General features: G+C 63.3%; 19 protein-coding genes. 15 read left to right on the top strand and 4 right to left on the bottom strand.

The features are described from left to right. Positions 1-3: 3 nt before the first annotated feature. The 3 genes from QTL96_RS29765 to hemC form a co-directional block, all read right to left on the bottom strand. Positions 4-1332: a hypothetical protein gene (locus QTL96_RS29765; RefSeq protein WP_289730267.1), complete on the bottom strand. Its 1329-nt coding sequence runs from the start codon at positions 1330-1332 to the stop codon at positions 4-6. An 89-nt stretch (positions 1333-1421) separates the two neighbouring features. Further along, positions 1422-2144 carry a uroporphyrinogen-III synthase gene (locus tag QTL96_RS29760; protein WP_289730266.1) on the bottom strand — a complete coding sequence of 241 codons (723 nt, stop codon included), beginning with the start codon at positions 2142-2144 and terminating at the stop codon, positions 1422-1424. Positions 2145-2150: 6 nt separating this feature from the next. Beyond that, positions 2151-3080 (bottom strand): hydroxymethylbilane synthase, encoded by a 930-nt coding sequence (gene hemC, locus QTL96_RS29755; protein WP_289730265.1) that lies wholly within the window; start codon positions 3078-3080, stop codon positions 2151-2153. Positions 3081-3153: 73 nt separating this feature from the next. On the opposite strand from hemC, the gene tsaD reads away from it, so the two are divergent. Genes tsaD through QTL96_RS29730 form a run of 5 tightly spaced genes read left to right on the top strand, consistent with a single transcriptional unit; the run spans position 3154 to position 6629 of the window. Next, entirely contained in the window at positions 3154-4248 is a 1095-nt protein-coding gene (tsaD, locus tag QTL96_RS29750) for a tRNA (adenosine(37)-N6)-threonylcarbamoyltransferase complex transferase subunit TsaD (RefSeq protein ID WP_289730264.1), read from the top strand. Further along, positions 4245-5237, top strand: a complete 993-nt coding sequence (locus tag QTL96_RS29745; RefSeq protein WP_289730263.1) for an NAD(P)H-dependent glycerol-3-phosphate dehydrogenase — start codon at positions 4245-4247, stop codon at positions 5235-5237. The genes tsaD and QTL96_RS29745 overlap by 4 nt, the downstream gene beginning before the upstream one ends. Before the next feature lie 10 nt (positions 5238-5247). After that, a complete protein-coding gene (locus QTL96_RS29740) occupies positions 5248-5541 on the top strand; it encodes a YciI-like protein (RefSeq protein WP_113197401.1) in 294 nt (97 codons plus the stop codon). Positions 5542-5545: 4 nt separating this feature from the next. Next, positions 5546-5977, top strand: coding sequence for an EVE domain-containing protein (locus QTL96_RS29735; RefSeq protein ID WP_037181980.1), 432 nt, complete (start codon positions 5546-5548; stop codon positions 5975-5977). Between the two features lie 4 nt (positions 5978-5981). After that, on the top strand, positions 5982-6629 hold the full coding sequence (locus QTL96_RS29730; RefSeq protein ID WP_289730262.1) for a methyltransferase: 648 nt from the start codon (positions 5982-5984) through the stop codon (positions 6627-6629). 9 nt (positions 6630-6638) lie between these two features. On the opposite strand, the gene QTL96_RS29725 is transcribed toward QTL96_RS29730, so the two are convergent. After that, positions 6639-7223, bottom strand: a complete 585-nt coding sequence (locus tag QTL96_RS29725; RefSeq protein WP_289730261.1) for a hypothetical protein — start codon at positions 7221-7223, stop codon at positions 6639-6641. 315 nt (positions 7224-7538) lie between these two features. Between QTL96_RS29725 and sdhC the strand changes: the two genes are divergently transcribed. The 10 genes from sdhC to sucC all read left to right on the top strand — a co-directional run bounded on the left by sdhC (position 7539) and on the right by sucC (position 16117). Next, entirely contained in the window at positions 7539-7934 is a 396-nt protein-coding gene (sdhC, locus tag QTL96_RS29720; protein WP_026283703.1) for a succinate dehydrogenase, cytochrome b556 subunit, read from the top strand. An 11-nt stretch (positions 7935-7945) separates the two neighbouring features. Beyond that, positions 7946-8326 carry a succinate dehydrogenase, hydrophobic membrane anchor protein gene (sdhD, locus tag QTL96_RS29715; protein WP_047508738.1) on the top strand — a complete coding sequence of 127 codons (381 nt, stop codon included), beginning with the start codon at positions 7946-7948 and terminating at the stop codon, positions 8324-8326. A gap of 8 nt (positions 8327-8334) precedes the next feature. Beyond that, complete coding sequence (gene sdhA, locus QTL96_RS29710; RefSeq protein ID WP_283196007.1) at positions 8335-10191, top strand: succinate dehydrogenase flavoprotein subunit; 1857 nt, start codon at positions 8335-8337, stop codon at positions 10189-10191. A 51-nt stretch (positions 10192-10242) separates the two neighbouring features. Next, positions 10243-10476, top strand: coding sequence for a hypothetical protein (locus QTL96_RS29705; RefSeq protein ID WP_112941430.1), 234 nt, complete (start codon positions 10243-10245; stop codon positions 10474-10476). Beyond that, complete coding sequence (locus tag QTL96_RS29700) at positions 10476-10931, top strand: type II toxin-antitoxin system VapC family toxin (RefSeq protein ID WP_289730260.1); 456 nt, start codon at positions 10476-10478, stop codon at positions 10929-10931. Before QTL96_RS29705 ends, QTL96_RS29700 begins: the two co-directional genes overlap by 1 nt. Next, positions 10924-11703 carry a succinate dehydrogenase iron-sulfur subunit gene (locus QTL96_RS29695; protein WP_018902314.1) on the top strand — a complete coding sequence of 260 codons (780 nt, stop codon included), beginning with the start codon at positions 10924-10926 and terminating at the stop codon, positions 11701-11703. The genes QTL96_RS29700 and QTL96_RS29695 overlap by 8 nt, the downstream gene beginning before the upstream one ends. Before the next feature lie 303 nt (positions 11704-12006). After that, positions 12007-12528 carry a protease inhibitor Inh/omp19 family protein gene (locus QTL96_RS29690; RefSeq protein ID WP_112429340.1) on the top strand — a complete coding sequence of 174 codons (522 nt, stop codon included), beginning with the start codon at positions 12007-12009 and terminating at the stop codon, positions 12526-12528. A gap of 48 nt (positions 12529-12576) precedes the next feature. Further along, the gene (zapE, locus tag QTL96_RS29685) at positions 12577-13740 is read left to right on the top strand and encodes a cell division protein ZapE (protein ID WP_018902316.1); all 1164 of its coding nucleotides are present in this window, start codon (positions 12577-12579) and stop codon (positions 13738-13740) included. 180 nt (positions 13741-13920) lie between these two features. Next, the gene (gene mdh / locus QTL96_RS29680) at positions 13921-14883 is read left to right on the top strand and encodes a malate dehydrogenase (RefSeq protein WP_018902317.1); all 963 of its coding nucleotides are present in this window, start codon (positions 13921-13923) and stop codon (positions 14881-14883) included. A 40-nt stretch (positions 14884-14923) separates the two neighbouring features. Further along, the gene (gene sucC / locus QTL96_RS29675) at positions 14924-16117 is read left to right on the top strand and encodes an ADP-forming succinate--CoA ligase subunit beta (protein ID WP_047508728.1); all 1194 of its coding nucleotides are present in this window, start codon (positions 14924-14926) and stop codon (positions 16115-16117) included.

The raw sequence follows: 16117 nt of genomic DNA, 5'->3' as shown, positions 1-16117 counted from the left end.
TCTTCAGCCCTCCTTACCGGTGCCTGAGACGGCCTTCGACAGCGCGCTGCCGACCAGCTCCTCGACGCGGATGCGGGCGTCCAGCGATTGCTTGAAGGCGGCGGACGCCTGCTTGGCATCTGCCGGCAGCGTGGTCCACTCGTTGGCCGCACCCGGCAGGTCGCCGTTTTTCACCTTGTCTTCCATGCGCGCGGCAATCGCCTCGACGCTGTCACCCTCGATATTGCCGACCGGGCGCACGCTGACCAGCGACTTGGCGCCGGCCATCAGCCGGTCGGACCAGCTCTCGTTCGGATCGGCCTTGTTGACGCTGCCGACGATCGCGGTCGCGACATCGGGGGCCCGGCGGATCAGCTCGGCGCGCGAGGGCACGCCTGTTTCGGCGAAATTCTTGAGGTCTGCGACGACGGGATCATCCGGCGAAACGCCGGCATAGGTGTCGAGCTCGGCCACGAAGGGGCCGCCGCGATCGATCGCGGCCTTCAGGCCGGCCGCGGCGATCGCCTTGGCGACGGCGACGTCCTGGCGTGGCTCGTTGAGCTTCTGTTCGGCGGCGGTGAGGCGCTGTTCGAGCTCGGCGCCGTTGGTGGCACGCTGCTCGGTCGCCTGGCTGACGGCACCGCGCAGCTGGTCGAGCTGGGCGGTGAGATCCGATATCTTCTGGTTCAGCGCATCGACGGTGGCGCTATCGGTGCCAGAGCCGGCTGCCTGAGGCGCCTTGGCGGCGGTCTCAAGTGCCGCGATGCGGCTTTCGAGCGCGTCATTGGCCGGCGCGGCCTGCGGTGCCGCGGCGAGGTTGGCGACGGACTGCTTGAGGCCGTCGATCTCGCCGGAGAGGCTGGCGATCTCGGGCGACGACGTCTGCGGCACCGAGGAGCCGGGAAGGAAGCCCGCGTACTGGATGGCGCCAGCGCCGATCAAAGCGATCAGCCCGCCGACGATGCCGGCGGCGATCAGCCCGGACGTGCCGCCGGGTTGGCGCTGAGGCTCGCTCTTCGGCGGCTCCACGGGTTCGGGCGCATGGTTATAGGGTGGCAGTTCGGGATCAGGTGCCTTGTCGTAGGCGAAGGGCTCCGCCGTCTCTTCAACGGGCGCGTCCGGCTTGGCCTTCGAGGCGTCGCTATCGTCGATACCCTCATCGGGAACGATTGATTCGCTGGTCTCCGGCGGCGCTTCGGCTACCTCGTCGGCTGCCTTGCCGATATCCGGGCCGGCATCATGCTGGATGTCCTTGCTGGCACTCTCTTCCGAGGCAATCTCCTGCGCATCCAAGTCGATCGTAACCGGCTCGTCGGTGCTCTTCGAATGGCGGGGCGGATTTCCTGGTGCCATGAGACCCTCATAATTCTTACAGTGGTTCGAAAGTAGTCAGTGAGGCCGGTGAAGGAAAGAGGCCAGATGAAATTTGCCAGCCACGTCGCTCACAGAAGCGACAACAGGGCTGTCTCATCCGGGCTGTCGGGCGTGGCGGATTGGCCCTGCAGGGTCGGGGGAATCGCGTCGGCGATGGCCGGGCTGAGGCAGAGGAGGCGGACGCCGATGAGGGCGTCGAGGTTGGCGGCGATTTCCTTAAGCGCGAAGAAATCCTCGGCGGTGCGGCGGGAATAGAACAGGATCGCGTCGGGTTCGTGGGCCGAGAAGAGCTCGCGGAGCAGCTGGTCGGGGATGTCGAGGCGGCGCATGCGGTAGCATTCGACCGTTTCGACGGTCAGGCCAAGGTCTGCGGCGCGGGTCTCGAAGGTTTCGGCGCGGGGGAAGCCTGCTAGGTAGAGGAGGTTGGTCTTGTCCGATCGCGCGGTGTCCAGTTGCGCGATGCGTTCGGCGAGGTCGGCGCCGTCGCCGGTGGAGGCGGTGACGTCTCTGAAGCCCGCTGCCCTTGCTTCGTCTGCGGTGGCGTCGCCGACGGCGAAGAGGGGGCGCGAGAGGTGTGGGGCGAGGTCATCGGGGCGTTCGGTGAGGACGCGGATCGCCTCGGCGCTGGTGACTGATATCGGGCCGTCGGAGTTGGCGAGCGCCGCGAAGGCGGCGTCCGGGTCGTGGGCGGGGGCGGATAGCGGCAGCATGATCGGCTCGTGTCCCATCTCCGCCAGTCGTTTTGCGGTGCGCTCGCCCGGATGCGGTGGACGGGTGACGAGCACGCGCATGCGCCGTCAGCTCCAGCTGTCGAAGAACGAGGTGCCGGCGCGGGCGCGGATATCCTGGCCGGCGCGGGTGCCGAGCGCTACCGCGTCGCGGCGGTGGCCGTCGATGGTGATGGCATGCTGGCTGCGGCCATCGGGGGTGATGATCAGTCCGTGCAGGCGGATCTGGTCGCCCTCGCAGACGGCATAGCCGCCGATCGGCGTGCGGCAGGAGCCATCGAGTGCGCCGAGGAAGGCGCGCTCGCAGGAGACGGTGTCGTAGGTCCTGATATCGTTGATCGGGGCGAGCAGCGCGTCCGTCACGGTGTCGCCGATGCGGCTTTCGATGCAGATCGCGCCCTGGGCAGGCGCCGGGGGGAAAGTGTCGGGGTCGAGAATGTCGGTGATGACCTCGACCTTGCCGAGCCGCTTCAGGCCGGCGAGCGCCAAGAGCGTCGCGTCGACCTGACCCTCGTTCAGCTTGCGCAGGCGGGTGTCGACGAGGCCGCGAAAGGTGATGACGTTGATATCCGGACGCATGCGGCGGATCAGCGCCTGGCGGCGCAGCGATGAGGAACCGACGGTTGCGCCGTGCGGCAGGTCGATCAGCTTCGGGGCGGTACGGCCTACGACAGCATCGCGAATGTCTTCGCGCGGCAGGTAGGCGGAGAGACAGAGCCCCTCGGGCAGCGTCGTCGGCATGTCTTTCGAGGAATGCACTGCGATGTCGAGGTCGCCGCTCGAGAGCTTCTCTTCCAGTTCCTCGGTGAACAGGCCCTTGCCGCCGATCTCGGAGAGCGAGCGATCGGTGATGCGGTCGCCCTTGGTCGAGAGCACCACGATCTCGAACATCTCCTCTGGAAGGCCGTGGGCGGCCATCAGCCTGTCGCGGGCTTCGTTTGCCTGGGCGAGCGCCAGCGGGCTGCCTCTGGTGCCGATCCGGAAAGGTTTTGTTTGCATCCGCATTGATCCGTTGTTACCGGAGTTTCTCGTAAACAGGTTTCAGACCCATCGCAATCAACGATCAGGCTCCATGGCTCCCTTTCTGCGTATCCTCGGTATCGAAACAAGCTGCGACGAAACCGCCGCCGCCGTTGTCGAGCGGGATGCGAAGGGCGTGCCGACCGTGCGCTCCGATGTGGTGCTGAGCCAGCTTGAAGAGCATAGCGCCTATGGCGGCGTGGTGCCAGAAATCGCCGCGCGCGCCCATGTCGAGGCACTCGATACGCTGATCGACGAGGCTTTGAAACGCGCCAATGTGTCGCTGACCGACATCGATGCCATCGCTGCGACCTCGGGTCCGGGGCTGATCGGCGGGTTGCTTGTCGGGCTGATGACCGGCAAGGCGATCGCCAAGGCATCCGGCAAGCCGCTCTATGCGGTCAACCATCTCGAGGGCCATGCGCTGACGGCGCGGCTGACGGACGGGCTTTCCTTTCCCTATCTGATGGTGCTCGTCTCAGGCGGGCATACGCAGCTGATCCTGGTGCGCGGGGTCGGCGAGTACGAGCGCTGGGGCACGACGATCGACGACGCGCTGGGTGAGGCCTTCGACAAGACGGCGAAGCTCTTGAGCCTGCCCTATCCTGGTGGGCCGGCCGTCGAGCGGGCGGCGAAAGCGGGCAACCCTCAGCGGTTCAAGTTTCCGCGACCGCTGGTCGGCGAAGCGAAGCTCAATTTCTCCTTCTCCGGCCTGAAGACGGCCGTGCGGCAGGCGGCGACGGAGATTGCGCCGCTGACCGACCAGGATGTGGCCGATATCTGCGCCTCGTTCCAGGATGCCGTGTCGCGGACGCTGAAGGACCGGATCGGACGCGGGCTGGAGCGCTTCAAGGCGCTCTATCCCGATGTCGATCAGCCGGCGCTGGTGGTGGCGGGCGGCGTTGCCGCCAATCTCGTCGTGCGCGGCACGCTGCAGGCGCTGTGCGACAAGAACCGTTTCCGCTTCGTGGCGCCGCCGCTGCATCTGTGCACCGACAACGCCGTTATGATCGCCTGGGCCGGGCTGGAGCGGATGGCGACGGGCGTCGCGCCCGATGACCTCGACGTGCAGCCGCGCTCGCGCTGGCCGCTCGATTCAAGCGCCGAGACATTGCTGGGCTTCGGCAAGCGGGGAGCAAAGGCATGAGCGGAGAAAGCGAAACGATCGCCGTCATCGGCGCCGGAGCGTTTGGAACGGCACTGGCGGCTGTGATCGCACTGACGGGGCGGCACAAGGTGACGCTCATTGGTCGCGATCCTGGTCTGATGGCCGATCTTGCCGCCGAGCATCTGCACGACGCGGCGCTTCCAGGCATTCCGTTGCCCGAGACGCTGCAGTTTTCCGCCGAGCCGGATGCGATCGGTGATGCCGGCATCGTGCTCTTCGCCATGCCCTCGCAGGCGCAGGCCGATGCGGCGCGGCAGTATGAACCTTATCTGGCTAAGGATGCCGTCGTCGTCACCTGCGCCAAGGGCATCGAGAAGTCCACGGGCAATCTCTTGACCGACATGCTGGCCAAGGCGTTGCCGGGGCATGCGATTGCCGTACTGTCAGGTCCGGGTTTTGCGGCGGATATCGCCAAGGGCTTGCCGACCGCGATGGTGGTTGCCGCCGAGAATGGCGAGATTGCCGAGCGGCTGGCGCAGGCGATCTCCGGGCGGACCTTCCGGCTCTATCCATCGTCCGACAGGATCGGCGTGCAGCTGGGCGGCGCCTTGAAGAACGTGCTGGCGATTGCCTGCGGTATCGTCGAGGGCGCCGGCATCGGCGATTCGGCGCGGGCGGCGCTGATTGCGCGCGGGCTTGCCGAGATGTCGCGCTTCGTCGTCGCCAAGGGCGGGCAGGCGGATACGGTACCGGGTCTATCCGGTCTCGGCGACCTCGTCTTGACCGCGACCAGCCATCAATCGCGCAACCTGCGTTTCGGGATCGCGCTCGGGCGCGGCGAGACGCGCGACCCCGCGCATGGCGAGCTCGTCGAGGGGGCGTTTGCCGCCGCCGTCGTGTCGCGCCTCGCCAAGTCGCTTGATATCGACATGCCTGTCACCGATGCGGTGTCCGCAATCATCCAGGGCAAGCTCGGCATTGCCGCGGCCATCGACCAGCTGATGACGCGTCCGATCACGACCGAATAGGAGAACCCACATGCTTTTCGCCTTTGTCTGCAAGGATAAGCCTGGCCACCTCAATGTCCGCATGGACACGCGCCCCACGCATGTCGAGCATCTCAATGCGCTCAACGCCGCCGGCACGCTGAAGATGGCCGGCCCGTTTCTCGATGCCGAGGGCAAGCCCTGCGGCAGCCTCGTGATCGTCGAGGCCGAGACCATCGAGGCGGCTACCGATATCGCCAATGCCGATCCCTATGCGAAGGCTGGCCTGTTCGAGAGCGTCGAGGTGAAGCCCTTCAACTGGGTCTTCAACAAGCCGGAGGCGTAAGCAAGTGGCGCACTGGCTTTACAAATCCGAGCCGTCCGCATGGTCCTGGGAGCAGCAGAAGGCTGCCGGCGAAAAGGGCACGGAGTGGACCGGCGTTCGCAACTATCTGGCGCGCAACAACATGCGGGCGATGCAGATCGGCGACAAGGGCTTCTTCTACCACTCCAATGACGGGCTGGAGATCGTCGGCATCGTCGAGGTCTGCGCGCTGTCGCATCCCGATTCGACCGCCAAGGGCGACCCCAAGTGGGACTGCGTCGATATCCGCGCCGTCCGCGACATGCCGAAGCCGGTGACGCTGAAGGATGTGAAGGCGAGCGAGAAGCTGTCGAAGATGTCGCTGGTGACGTCGATGCGGCTTTCCGTGCAGCCGGTGACCGACGAGGAATGGGCCGAGGTCTGCCGCATGGGCGGGCTCGACAACCCGCCGCGCTGATATCGTGAAGACCGACCCCGCGCTCTTCATCCGCGACAATACCAGCCCGATGACGCCGCCGCATGTGCCGGAGATCCGGCTCAATCTGGCGAGCGAAGCGCATGAGCTGTGGCTGAAGACGGAAGAGGAGCTCGCCGAGATCGGCCTGCCGCCGCCATTCTGGGCTTTCGCCTGGGCGGGCGGGCAGGGGCTGGCGCGCTATGTGCTCGATCATCCTGAAACGGTTGATGGCAAGCGCGTCGTCGATTTCGCCAGCGGTTCCGGGCTGGTGGCGATCGCGGCGAAGATGGCGGGCGCAGGCACTGTGCTCGCCGCCGATATCGATCCGTGGACGAAGACGGCGGTAGGGCTCAATGCTAGGCTGAACGGGGTCGAGATCGGCTTTACAGGCGAGAACCTGATCGGCTCGGAGATCGATGCCGATGTGCTGCTTGCCGGCGATGTGTTTTATGATCGCGACTTCGCCATGGCGCTGGTGCCGTGGTTCGAGCGGCTGGCGGCTGGTGGGGTGACTGTTCTCGTCGGCGATCCCGGGCGGGCCTATCTGCCGAAGGAGAGGCTGTCGGCCTGCGCGGTCTACGAGGTGCCGGTGACGCGAGCGCTCGAGGACAGCGAGGTCAAGAAGACCACGGTCTGGCGCTTCAACGGCTGATGGGCTCTATCAGGGGCGGATGACGCAGACGCCTTGTTCGTAGGAGCAGGCATTGCGACGATTGTTGACGTGGATGACCTTGGCCATCGGCGCCAGCCGGACCGTCGGCTGATATCCGTAGCCGGCATAGCCGTAACCGCCGACATAGGTGCCGCCATCCGTCTCATAGGCATAGGACGAGCCGGCATAGGTGCCCGACGGCGCGCGCGCTTCGCCGCGCTGGTCGATGATGACGATGTTGCTGCGGGCAAAATTGGACGAGGGCGAGGAGAAGCGCTGGATGAAGCGGCCTCGGCCCGGATGCGGGCGGTAGCCGTTATAGCCGCTGGCGATCTGCCGCGGACCGTTGTTCCAGCCGCCGTAATTGCCGATGATCGACGTGCCGCGATGGCGGATGACCGAGCCGGATGCGAAGCCGTTCGTGATGCCGCGATGGCCCATGCCTTGTCCGATGTTGCCATATCCGATGCCGCCGCCATGGCCGCGATCGTGGTGGCGCGGGAAGACGTTGCCGCCGAAATCGCCGGCTGCAGCGGGCAGCGCGATCAGCACTGCTGCGGCGAGCGAAACGAGTTTCGAGGATGTCTTGAACATCGCGTTGGTCTCCGGAAAGGAAATGCTTAACAAAGCGTTAACGCGAAAATGCGCCAAAAGCGCAGGCTTGTCCACCGAAGCTTGAAAATTCATCCGCAAGGGGTAGCGGGGCGGGTCGGCTGACCTATGTCAACTGCGACGTCAAGACGCAAATCGATTAAATTCCGTGGGTGCGTCAATTATACTTGTCGTTAGGTGTTTCCGTGATTAAACGTCGCCAATGATGCAACGCACGCACAGCTTTGTGACCATCGTGTGGATGCTTGGATGCTTTCCGGATCCCGGGAGGCGCAGAAAGACCGCCGCGAGGTTCTGATGGCGAACGTGACAAATAATCGGCCCCTGTCGCCGCATTTGCAGATTTATAAACCAATCCCCACCATGGTTATGTCGATCGTCCACCGTATCACCGGTGGGGCGCTCTATGTCGGTACGCTTCTGGTCGCCTGGTGGCTGATCGCGGCCGCGACCGGCGTCGGCGCCTATGACTGGGCCAACTGGGTGCTCGGCAGCATCATCGGCAAGCTCGTGCTGCTCGGCTATACTTGGGCGCTCATCCATCACATGCTCGGCGGCTTCCGCCACTTCATGTGGGACCTCGGTCACGGCTTCGACAAGCAGTTCTCGACCAAGCTCGCCATCGCCAACATCATCGCCTCGCTCTGTCTGACCTTGCTGGTCTGGGTGATCGGCTTCCTCATTCGCTTCTAAAGGTTGATCACATGGATATGCGTACCCCCTTGGGTAAGGTTCGCGGCCTCGGTTCGGCCAAGGACGGCACCGAACATTTCTGGCGCCAGCGCGTGACGGCCGTTGCCAACGTGCCGCTCTTTCTCTTCTTCATCATCTTCATGATCATCCATGCCGGCCAGCCCTATGCGGAGGTGGTTCACGCGCTGTCGAATCCCTTCGTCGCCGTCGTCATGGGCCTGATGGTCGTGTCGGGCGTCATCCACATGAAGCTCGGCATGCAGGTCATCATCGAAGACTACGTGCACCATGAAGTCACCAAGATCGCGCTCGTGATGCTCAACACCTTCTTTTCGATCCTGATGGCGGGGCTCTGTCTCTTCGCCATTCTGAAGATCGCCTTCGTAGGATAATTGATATCATGGCATCGAATTCATCCGCTCAGAATGGCCCCGCTCAGAACGGGAAGGCCTACAAGTACATCGATCACTCCTATGACGTGATCGTCGTCGGCGCCGGCGGCGCCGGCCTGCGCGCCACGCTCGGCATGGCCGAACAGGGCTTCAAGACCGCCTGCATCACCAAGGTGTTCCCGACCCGCTCGCACACCGTTGCGGCGCAGGGCGGCATCGCGGCTTCGCTGCGCAACATGACGCCCGACAGCTGGCAGTGGCACCTCTACGACACCGTCAAGGGTTCCGACTGGCTCGGCGACGTCGACGCCATGCAGTACCTCACCATGGAAGCGCCGAAGGCGGTCTATGAGCTCGAGCACTACGGCGTTCCCTTCTCGCGTAACGAAGAAGGCAAGATCTACCAGCGCCCGTTCGGCGGCCATATGCAGAACTACGGTGAGGGACCGCCGGTACAGCGCACCTGCGCCGTTGCCGACCGTACCGGCCACGCCATCCTGCACACGCTCTACGGCCAGTCGCTGCGCCACAACGCGGAATTCTTCATCGAGTATTTCGCGCTCGACCTGATCATGTCGGATGACGGCAGCCGCTGCACCGGCGTCGTCGCCTGGTGCCTCGATGACGGCACGATCCATCGCTTCGCCGCCAAGATGGTGGTGCTGGCGACCGGCGGCTACGGCCGCGCCTATTTCTCGGCGACCTCGGCACACACCTGCACTGGCGACGGCGGCGGCATGGTTGCCCGCGCCGGCCTGCCGCTCCAGGACATGGAGTTCGTGCAGTTCCACCCGACCGGCATCTATGGCTCCGGCTGTCTGATCACGGAAGGCGCGCGCGGCGAAGGCGGCTACCTCGTCAATTCCGAGGGCGAGCGCTTCATGGAACGCTACGCACCGTCGGCCAAGGACCTTGCCTCGCGCGACGTCGTTTCGCGCTGCATGACGCTCGAGATCCGCGAAGGTCGCGGCGTCGGCAAGAACAAGGACCACATCTTCCTGCATCTCGACCATCTCGATCCGGCCGTTCTGCACGAGCGCCTGCCGGGGATTTCCGAGAGCGCCAAGATCTTCGCCGGTGTCGACGTGACGCGCGAGCCGATCCCGGTCCTGCCGACCGTTCACTACAACATGGGCGGCATTCCGACGAACTACTGGGGCGAGGTGCTGAACGCCGACAGCTCCAACCCGGAGCGGATCATTCCGGGCCTGATGGCGGTCGGCGAAGCCGGCTGCGCCTCGGTGCACGGAGCCAACCGTCTCGGCTCCAACTCGCTGATCGACCTCGTGGTCTTCGGCCGCGCCGCCGCCATCCGCGCCGGTGAAGTCATCGACCGCGCGGCACCGGTGCCGCATCTGAACGTTGCCGCCTGCGACAAGATCATGGACCGTTTCGACGGCCTGCGTCATGCTTCCGGCTCTACGCCGACGGCCAATCTTCGCGAGAAGATGCAGCGCGCCATGCAGGAAGACGCCGCCGTGTTCCGTACGCAGGAATCGCTGGAATCGGGCTGCCAGCGCATCTCGGCCATCTGGCAGGAAATGCGCGACATCAAGGTCACCGACCGCTCGATGGTGTGGAATTCCGACCTCGTCGAGACGCTCGAGCTGCAGAACCTGATGGCCAACGCCATCACGACGATCTACGGCGCCGAAGCGCGCAAGGAGAGCCGTGGTTCGCACGCCCGCGAGGACTACACGGAAGGCGCATTCGCCGGCCGCGACGACGTCAACTGGCGCAAGCACACGCTCGCCTGGGTCAATGACGCCGGCGACGTCAAGCTCGACTACCGCCCCGTGCATACCGAGCTGATCGCGGAAGGGATCGACCCGCAGAAGATCGCGCCCAAGGCGCGTGTTTACTGATGGGGAATGTGGCAAGGTAGAACTGGCTGAGCCGCTTTAAGGAGCGAAATCATGGGTGAAATGCGCATCAGGATCGATGAAAGCCTTTTGACCAAGCTGGAGAACCTTGCCCGTGCGCACAAGCGGACGTTGGAAGAAGAGGTCAACGAACGCTTGAGCGCATCCGTCGCCGACACACCTGCGGAGTCGCTCTACGACGCTGCCGTTCGTATCGCTGCAATGACGCCGAAGGGCGTCGTGCAGACCGACAGCGTCGAAATCCTTCGCGAATTGCGGGATCGCTGATGATTGTCGTCGATGCATCGGTGGTGGTGAAATGGTTCGTCGATGAGGGAGATCATCTCGACGCCATTCAGTTGACCAAGGCTGAAGCGGCGTTGAAGGCTCCGGATATCGTTCTGGCTGAAGTGGCACATGTTCTTCGCAGGAAAATCCGCACCGGCATCATCTCAACCGCGCAGGCTTCGGAGGCTGTTGCAAGGTTGAAGACGGCCTTCAAGCACCTTGTGCCATCGATAGACCTGATCGATGTCGCATTCGATCTTTCTTCCACGATGGATCACTCCATCTATGACGCGATGTATCTCGCCTGTGCGCTCGACGATGCCGACGATATTCTCGTGACTGCCGACCGAAAATTCGCCGCCAAGGCTTCCGCGGCTGGATTTGACAACAAGATTCGTATTTTGGGAGCGGCCTTGCCCGGCTCCACGTCGCCACAGGAAAATAACCATGGTTGAACTCGCACTTCCCAAGAATTCCCAGATACGCGAAGGCAAGGTGTGGCCGAAGCCGGCCGGTGCCACCAATACCCGCGAATTCCGCGTCTATCGCTGGAGCCCTGACGATGGCCAGAACCCGTCGATCGACACGTTCTACATCGATGTCGACGACTGCGGCCCGATGGTGCTCGACGGTCTGCTCTACATCAAGAACAAGATCGACCCGACGCTGACGCTGCGCCGTTCCTGTCGCGAGGGCATCTGCGGTTCCTGCGCGATGAACATCGACGGCACGAATACGCTGGCCTGCACCAAGGGTCTCGACGACATCAAGGGCTCGGTGAAGATCTATCCGCTGCCGCACATGCCCGTCGTCAAGGACCTCGTGCCTGATCTCACCAACTTCTATGCCCAGCACCGCTCGATCGAGCCCTGGCTGAAGACGGTGTCGCCGGCGCCGGCAACCGAGTGGAAGCAGAGCCACGAAGACCGGCAGAAGCTCGACGGCCTCTACGAGTGCATCCTCTGCGCCTGCTGCTCGACCTCCTGTCCGAGCTACTGGTGGAACGGCGACCGTTATCTCGGTCCGGCCGTGCTGCTGCAGGCCTATCGCTGGTTGATCGACAGCCGCGACGAAGCCAAGGGCGAGCGCCTCGACAACCTCGAGGATCCGTTCCGCCTCTATCGCTGCCACACGATCATGAACTGCGCGCAGACCTGCCCGAAGGGTCTGAACCCGGCCAAGGCGATCGCTGAAATCAAGAAGATGATGGTCGAGCGCCGCGTCTGACGCGAGCCATCCATCCGGCGGCCCTTGTCGGGCCGCCGATGCCTGCCGGTGCGAGATGATCATCGTTCAATCGTGAAACAGGCGACAGCATTTCCAGAAGAAATGACTGGTCATCACCTTGCTGACAAATTCTATCTTCAGGAAGTTCTCAGCCGTAAAGGTTGAATTGCGCTGTCACAGGCCTAGCTCCGTCAGGCAATTCACGGCCATTACGGCTTGATTAACCAAAGTGAAACACGTTCATTCGAAAATAAGCTAATTACTATTTTCATGCGACAAAAGCGGACATTCGGGAGCATTCAGATGCAGTTGCGATATGCGATGACAGGTATGGCGGTTGTTCTGTCACTCGCCGGTTGCCAGCGTACGGCCTATAACGACGCGAGCTACAGCGCAGCGCCGGCGCCTTTGACGGCACAGCCGGTGCCTTCGGTGCAGGGCGGTCAGCTGCCTCCTCCCGGTGGTTCCTCGCAGTTCCCGGCCGCTCCGGCCTCGACGGCGCCGATGGGCGGCGTGCAGGGCGGTGGCGCAATGGCGGCCAATGGCGGCGGCCTCGATGTCACCAAGGAATCCCTGGTCGGCAGCTGGCGGGTCAACGGCTCTTGCGACATGTTCCTGACGCTTACCAACCTCGGCAGCGGTTCGCGCGGCGGTACGCGCGGCTGCGTCGGCGAGCTGACGGCGATGGGCTCTTGGGAAGTGTCGGGCAAGCAGGTCCTGCTCAAGGACCGCAACGGCACCCAGATCGGCAGCGTCTACAAGACCGCCGACAACGCCTTCAGCGGCCAGACCAGCAGCGGCCAGCCGATCGCGCTCAGCCGATAAGCGAGCCGGCGGCTCGCTCCGCCGATCTTTTCCAGGCGGATTATCTCAATGCAACCGATGCCAGACTACAGCTTGAGCGTCAGCGAACAATTGAAGTCGCTGACGGCCTCAGGCTCGCTTCAACTCGACTCCGCCCAGATGCATGTGGCGAAATGCCTGGATCGGGTGTTGTCGGAGCTCAAGCAGAAGCGTCCGGCGGCGAAATCGAGCGCACTCGGGTGGCTGTTCGCGGCCAAGAAGAAATCCTCCGAGCCGGTCAAGGGTCTCTATATTCACGGCAGCGTCGGCCGCGGCAAGACGATGCTGATGGACATGTTCTTCGACATGGCGCCCTGCTCCAAGAAGAGACGGGCGCATTTCCATGAGTTCATGGCCGATGTGCACAACCGCATCGCCGCACACCGGCTGCGGCTGAAGAACGGCGAGACCAAGCAGGCCGATCCGATCCCGGTCGTGGGTGCCGCACTCTATGACGAAGCCGAGCTTCTGTGCTTCGACGAGTTCACGGTCACCGATATCGCCGATGCAATGATCCTGTCGCGGCTGTTTTCCGACCTGTTCGGCCGTGGCTGCGTGCTGGTCGCGACGTCCAACGTCGAGCCCGTCAACCTCTATCGCGACGGCCTCAACCGTGGTCTCTTCCTGCCGTTCATCGATCTCCTCAACAAGCACGTCGAGACCGTGACGCTGGATTCTCCGACGGATTACCGGATGGAGAAGATCGACAGCCTGCCCGTCTATATCACGCCGCTCGACCGCCATGCCGACATGGCCATGGATGCCGCCTGGAACCAGGCGCTGCATGGGCGCAAGGCGCAGCCGATCGAGCTGCCGATGAAGGGGCGCTCGATCCATGTGCCGCTCGCCGTCGACCGGCTGGCGCGGTTCACATTCTCCGATCTCTGCGACAAGCCGCTGGGTGCAGCCGACTTCCTTGTCATCTCCGAACGCTTTGATGCCATATTTGTCGATCACGTTCCCATGCTCGGACCCGAGAAGCGGAACCAGACGAAGCGCTTCATCATTTTGGTCGATACGCTCTACGACCATGCGGTGAGGCTCTATATCTCGGCGGCGGCCATGCCTGAGAACTTGTTGACACAAGCGCGTGGTACCGAAGGTTTCGAGTTCGACCGGACGGCATCGCGCCTTTTCGAGATGCGGAGTGCGGAATATCTAGCTCTGCACCACGAGAAACGAGCCGCCGAATAGCAGTTTCATGACAAAAACTCTTACGTTTACGTAAGTAATTTGTCTTCTAAACGATTGAAATTGCTGGTCTCAAAATAATCAGTTGCCATTTTTGGCCTTAGGGTCTATGCGATTGCGGCAATTGGGCGCAGCCCCTCAGTGCGTCGCCCGACGAATTTTGGTCGCAAAGGAAACACCGAAATGGCGCGTAACAAAATCGCTCTCATTGGTTCTGGCATGATTGGTGGCACGCTGGCGCATCTCGCCGGCCTCAAGGAGCTGGGTGACATCGTTCTCTTCGATATCGCCGACGGCATCCCGCAGGGTAAGGGCCTCGACATCGCGCAGTCCTCGCCGGTTGAAGGCTTCGATGCCAACCTGACCGGCGCAAGCGACTACTCCGCAATCGAGGGCGCAGACGTCTGCATCGTCACCGCCGGCGTCGCCCGCAAGCCGGGCATGAGCCGCGACGACCTGCTCGGCATCAACCTCAAGGTCATGGAACAGGTCGGCGCCGGCATCAAGAAGTATGCCCCGAACGCCTTCGTGATCTGCATCACCAACCCGCTCGACGCCATGGTTTGGGCGCTGCAGAAGTTCTCCGGCCTTCCGGCCAACAAGGTCGTCGGAATGGCCGGCGTTCTGGACTCGTCGCGCTTCCGCCTGTTCCTCTCCAAGGAATTCAACGTTTCCGTACAGGACGTCACCGCTTTCGTTCTCGGCGGCCACGGCGACACGATGGTGCCGCTCGCACGTTACTCCACCGTTGGCGGCATCCCGCTCACCGACCTCGTCACCATGGGTTGGGTCACCAAGGAGCGCCTCGAAGAAATCATCCAGCGCACCCGTGATGGCGGCGCCGAAATCGTCGGTCTGCTCAAGACTGGCTCGGCCTATTACGCACCGGCCGCTTCGGCGATCGAAATGGCTGAATCCTACCTCAAGGACAAGAAGCGCGTCCTGCCTTGCGCAGCGCAGCTCTCCGGCCAGTACGGCGTCAAGGACATGTATGTCGGCGTTCCCACCATCATCGGTGCCGGCGGCGTCGAGCGCATCATCGAGATCGACCTGAACAAGGCCGAAAAGGAAGCCTTCGACAAGTCCGTCGCCGCTGTCGCCGGCCTGTGCGAAGCCTGCATCAACATCGCGCCGTCGCTGAAATAAGCCGACCGACCGCTGACGCAATCCAAACAGGAATAGATCCATGAACATTCATGAATATCAGGCCAAGGCTCTGCTCAAGGGCTATGGCGCGCCGGTCGCCAAGGGCGTGCCGATCCTCAAGGTCGAGGAAGCCGAAGCCGCCGCCAAGTCGCTGCCGGGCCCGCTCTACGTGGTCAAGAGCCAGATCCACGCCGGCGGCCGCGGCAAGGGCAAGTTCAAGGAACTCGGCCCCGACGCCAAGGGCGGCGTTCGCCTTGCCAAGTCGATCGACGAAGTCGTCGCTCACGCCAAGGAAATGCTCGGCAACACGCTGGTAACGGCGCAGACGGGCGAAGCCGGCAAGCAGGTCAACCGCCTCTACATCGAAGACGGCGCCGACATCGACCGCGAACTCTATTGCTCGCTGCTGGTCGACCGCTCGGTCGGTCAGGTTGCCTTCGTGGTTTCGACCGAAGGCGGCATGGACATCGAGGCTGTCGCCCACGACACGCCCGAGAAGATCCACACGATCGCCATCAACCCGGAAACGGGTGTAACGGCTGACGACGTTGCCAAGATCGTCAAGGCCCTCGAGCTCTCGGGTGCTGCCGCTGAAGACGCCAAGTCGCTGTTCCCGGCGCTCTACAAGGCGTTCGGCGAAAAGGACATGGCGCTTCTCGAAGTCAACCCGCTGATCGTCATGAAGGACGGTCATCTGCGCGTTCTCGACGCCAAGATGTCCTTCGACGGCAACGCGCTGTTCCGCCATGACGACGTCAAGGCGCTGCGCGACGAGACCGAAGAAGACGCCAAGGAAATCGAAGCCTCCAAGTGGGACCTCGCCTACGTTGCTCTCGACGGCAACATCGGCTGCATGGTCAACGGCGCCGGCCTCGCCATGGCGACGATGGACATCATCAAGCTCTACGGCAAGGAGCCGGCTAACTTCTGCGACGTCGGCGGTGGCGCCGGCAAGGAGAAGGTCGCGGCTGCCTTCAAGATCATCACGGCCGACCCGAAGGTCGAGGGCATCCTCGTCAACATCTTCGGCGGCATCATGAAGTGCGACGTCATCGCCGAAGGCGTTGTCGCAGCGGTTCAGGAAGTCGGTCTCAAGGTTCCGCTCGTCGTTCGCCTCGAAGGCACCAATGTCGAGCTCGGCAAGAAGATCCTCAACGAATCCGGTCTCGCGATCACGGCAGCTGACGATCTCGACGATGCCGCCAAGAAGATCGTCGCGGCGATCAACGCCTAA

The organism is Rhizobium sp. S163, from assembly GCF_030380805.1.
Taxonomy (GTDB): domain Bacteria; phylum Pseudomonadota; class Alphaproteobacteria; order Rhizobiales; family Rhizobiaceae; genus Rhizobium.
Note: the sequence above shows the minus strand (reverse complement) of the source record. Positions and strands in the feature narration are given on the sequence as shown.

Bases quoted from the DNA above. Each gene is read 5' to 3' on its own strand.
- QTL96_RS29765 (WP_289730267.1), bottom strand. From the start codon at position 1,332: ATGGCACCAGGAAATCCGCCCCGCCATTCGAAGAGCACCGACGAGCCG.
- QTL96_RS29760 (WP_289730266.1), bottom strand. From the start codon at position 2,144: ATGCGCGTGCTCGTCACCCGTCCACCGCATCCGGGCGAGCGCACCGCA.
- hemC (WP_289730265.1), bottom strand. From the start codon at position 3,080: ATGCAAACAAAACCTTTCCGGATCGGCACCAGAGGCAGCCCGCTGGCG.
- tsaD (WP_289730264.1), top strand. From the start codon at position 3,154: ATGGCTCCCTTTCTGCGTATCCTCGGTATCGAAACAAGCTGCGACGAA.
- QTL96_RS29745 (WP_289730263.1), top strand. From the start codon at position 4,245: ATGAGCGGAGAAAGCGAAACGATCGCCGTCATCGGCGCCGGAGCGTTT.
- QTL96_RS29740 (WP_113197401.1), top strand. From the start codon at position 5,248: ATGCTTTTCGCCTTTGTCTGCAAGGATAAGCCTGGCCACCTCAATGTC.
- QTL96_RS29725 (WP_289730261.1), bottom strand. From the start codon at position 7,223: ATGTTCAAGACATCCTCGAAACTCGTTTCGCTCGCCGCAGCAGTGCTG.
- sdhC (WP_026283703.1), top strand. From the start codon at position 7,539: ATGGCGAACGTGACAAATAATCGGCCCCTGTCGCCGCATTTGCAGATT.
- sdhD (WP_047508738.1), top strand. From the start codon at position 7,946: ATGGATATGCGTACCCCCTTGGGTAAGGTTCGCGGCCTCGGTTCGGCC.
- sdhA (WP_283196007.1), top strand. From the start codon at position 8,335: ATGGCATCGAATTCATCCGCTCAGAATGGCCCCGCTCAGAACGGGAAG.
- QTL96_RS29705 (WP_112941430.1), top strand. From the start codon at position 10,243: ATGGGTGAAATGCGCATCAGGATCGATGAAAGCCTTTTGACCAAGCTG.
- QTL96_RS29700 (WP_289730260.1), top strand. From the start codon at position 10,476: ATGATTGTCGTCGATGCATCGGTGGTGGTGAAATGGTTCGTCGATGAG.
- QTL96_RS29695 (WP_018902314.1), top strand. From the start codon at position 10,924: ATGGTTGAACTCGCACTTCCCAAGAATTCCCAGATACGCGAAGGCAAG.
- QTL96_RS29690 (WP_112429340.1), top strand. From the start codon at position 12,007: ATGCAGTTGCGATATGCGATGACAGGTATGGCGGTTGTTCTGTCACTC.
- zapE (WP_018902316.1), top strand. From the start codon at position 12,577: ATGCAACCGATGCCAGACTACAGCTTGAGCGTCAGCGAACAATTGAAG.
- mdh (WP_018902317.1), top strand. From the start codon at position 13,921: ATGGCGCGTAACAAAATCGCTCTCATTGGTTCTGGCATGATTGGTGGC.
- sucC (WP_047508728.1), top strand. From the start codon at position 14,924: ATGAACATTCATGAATATCAGGCCAAGGCTCTGCTCAAGGGCTATGGC.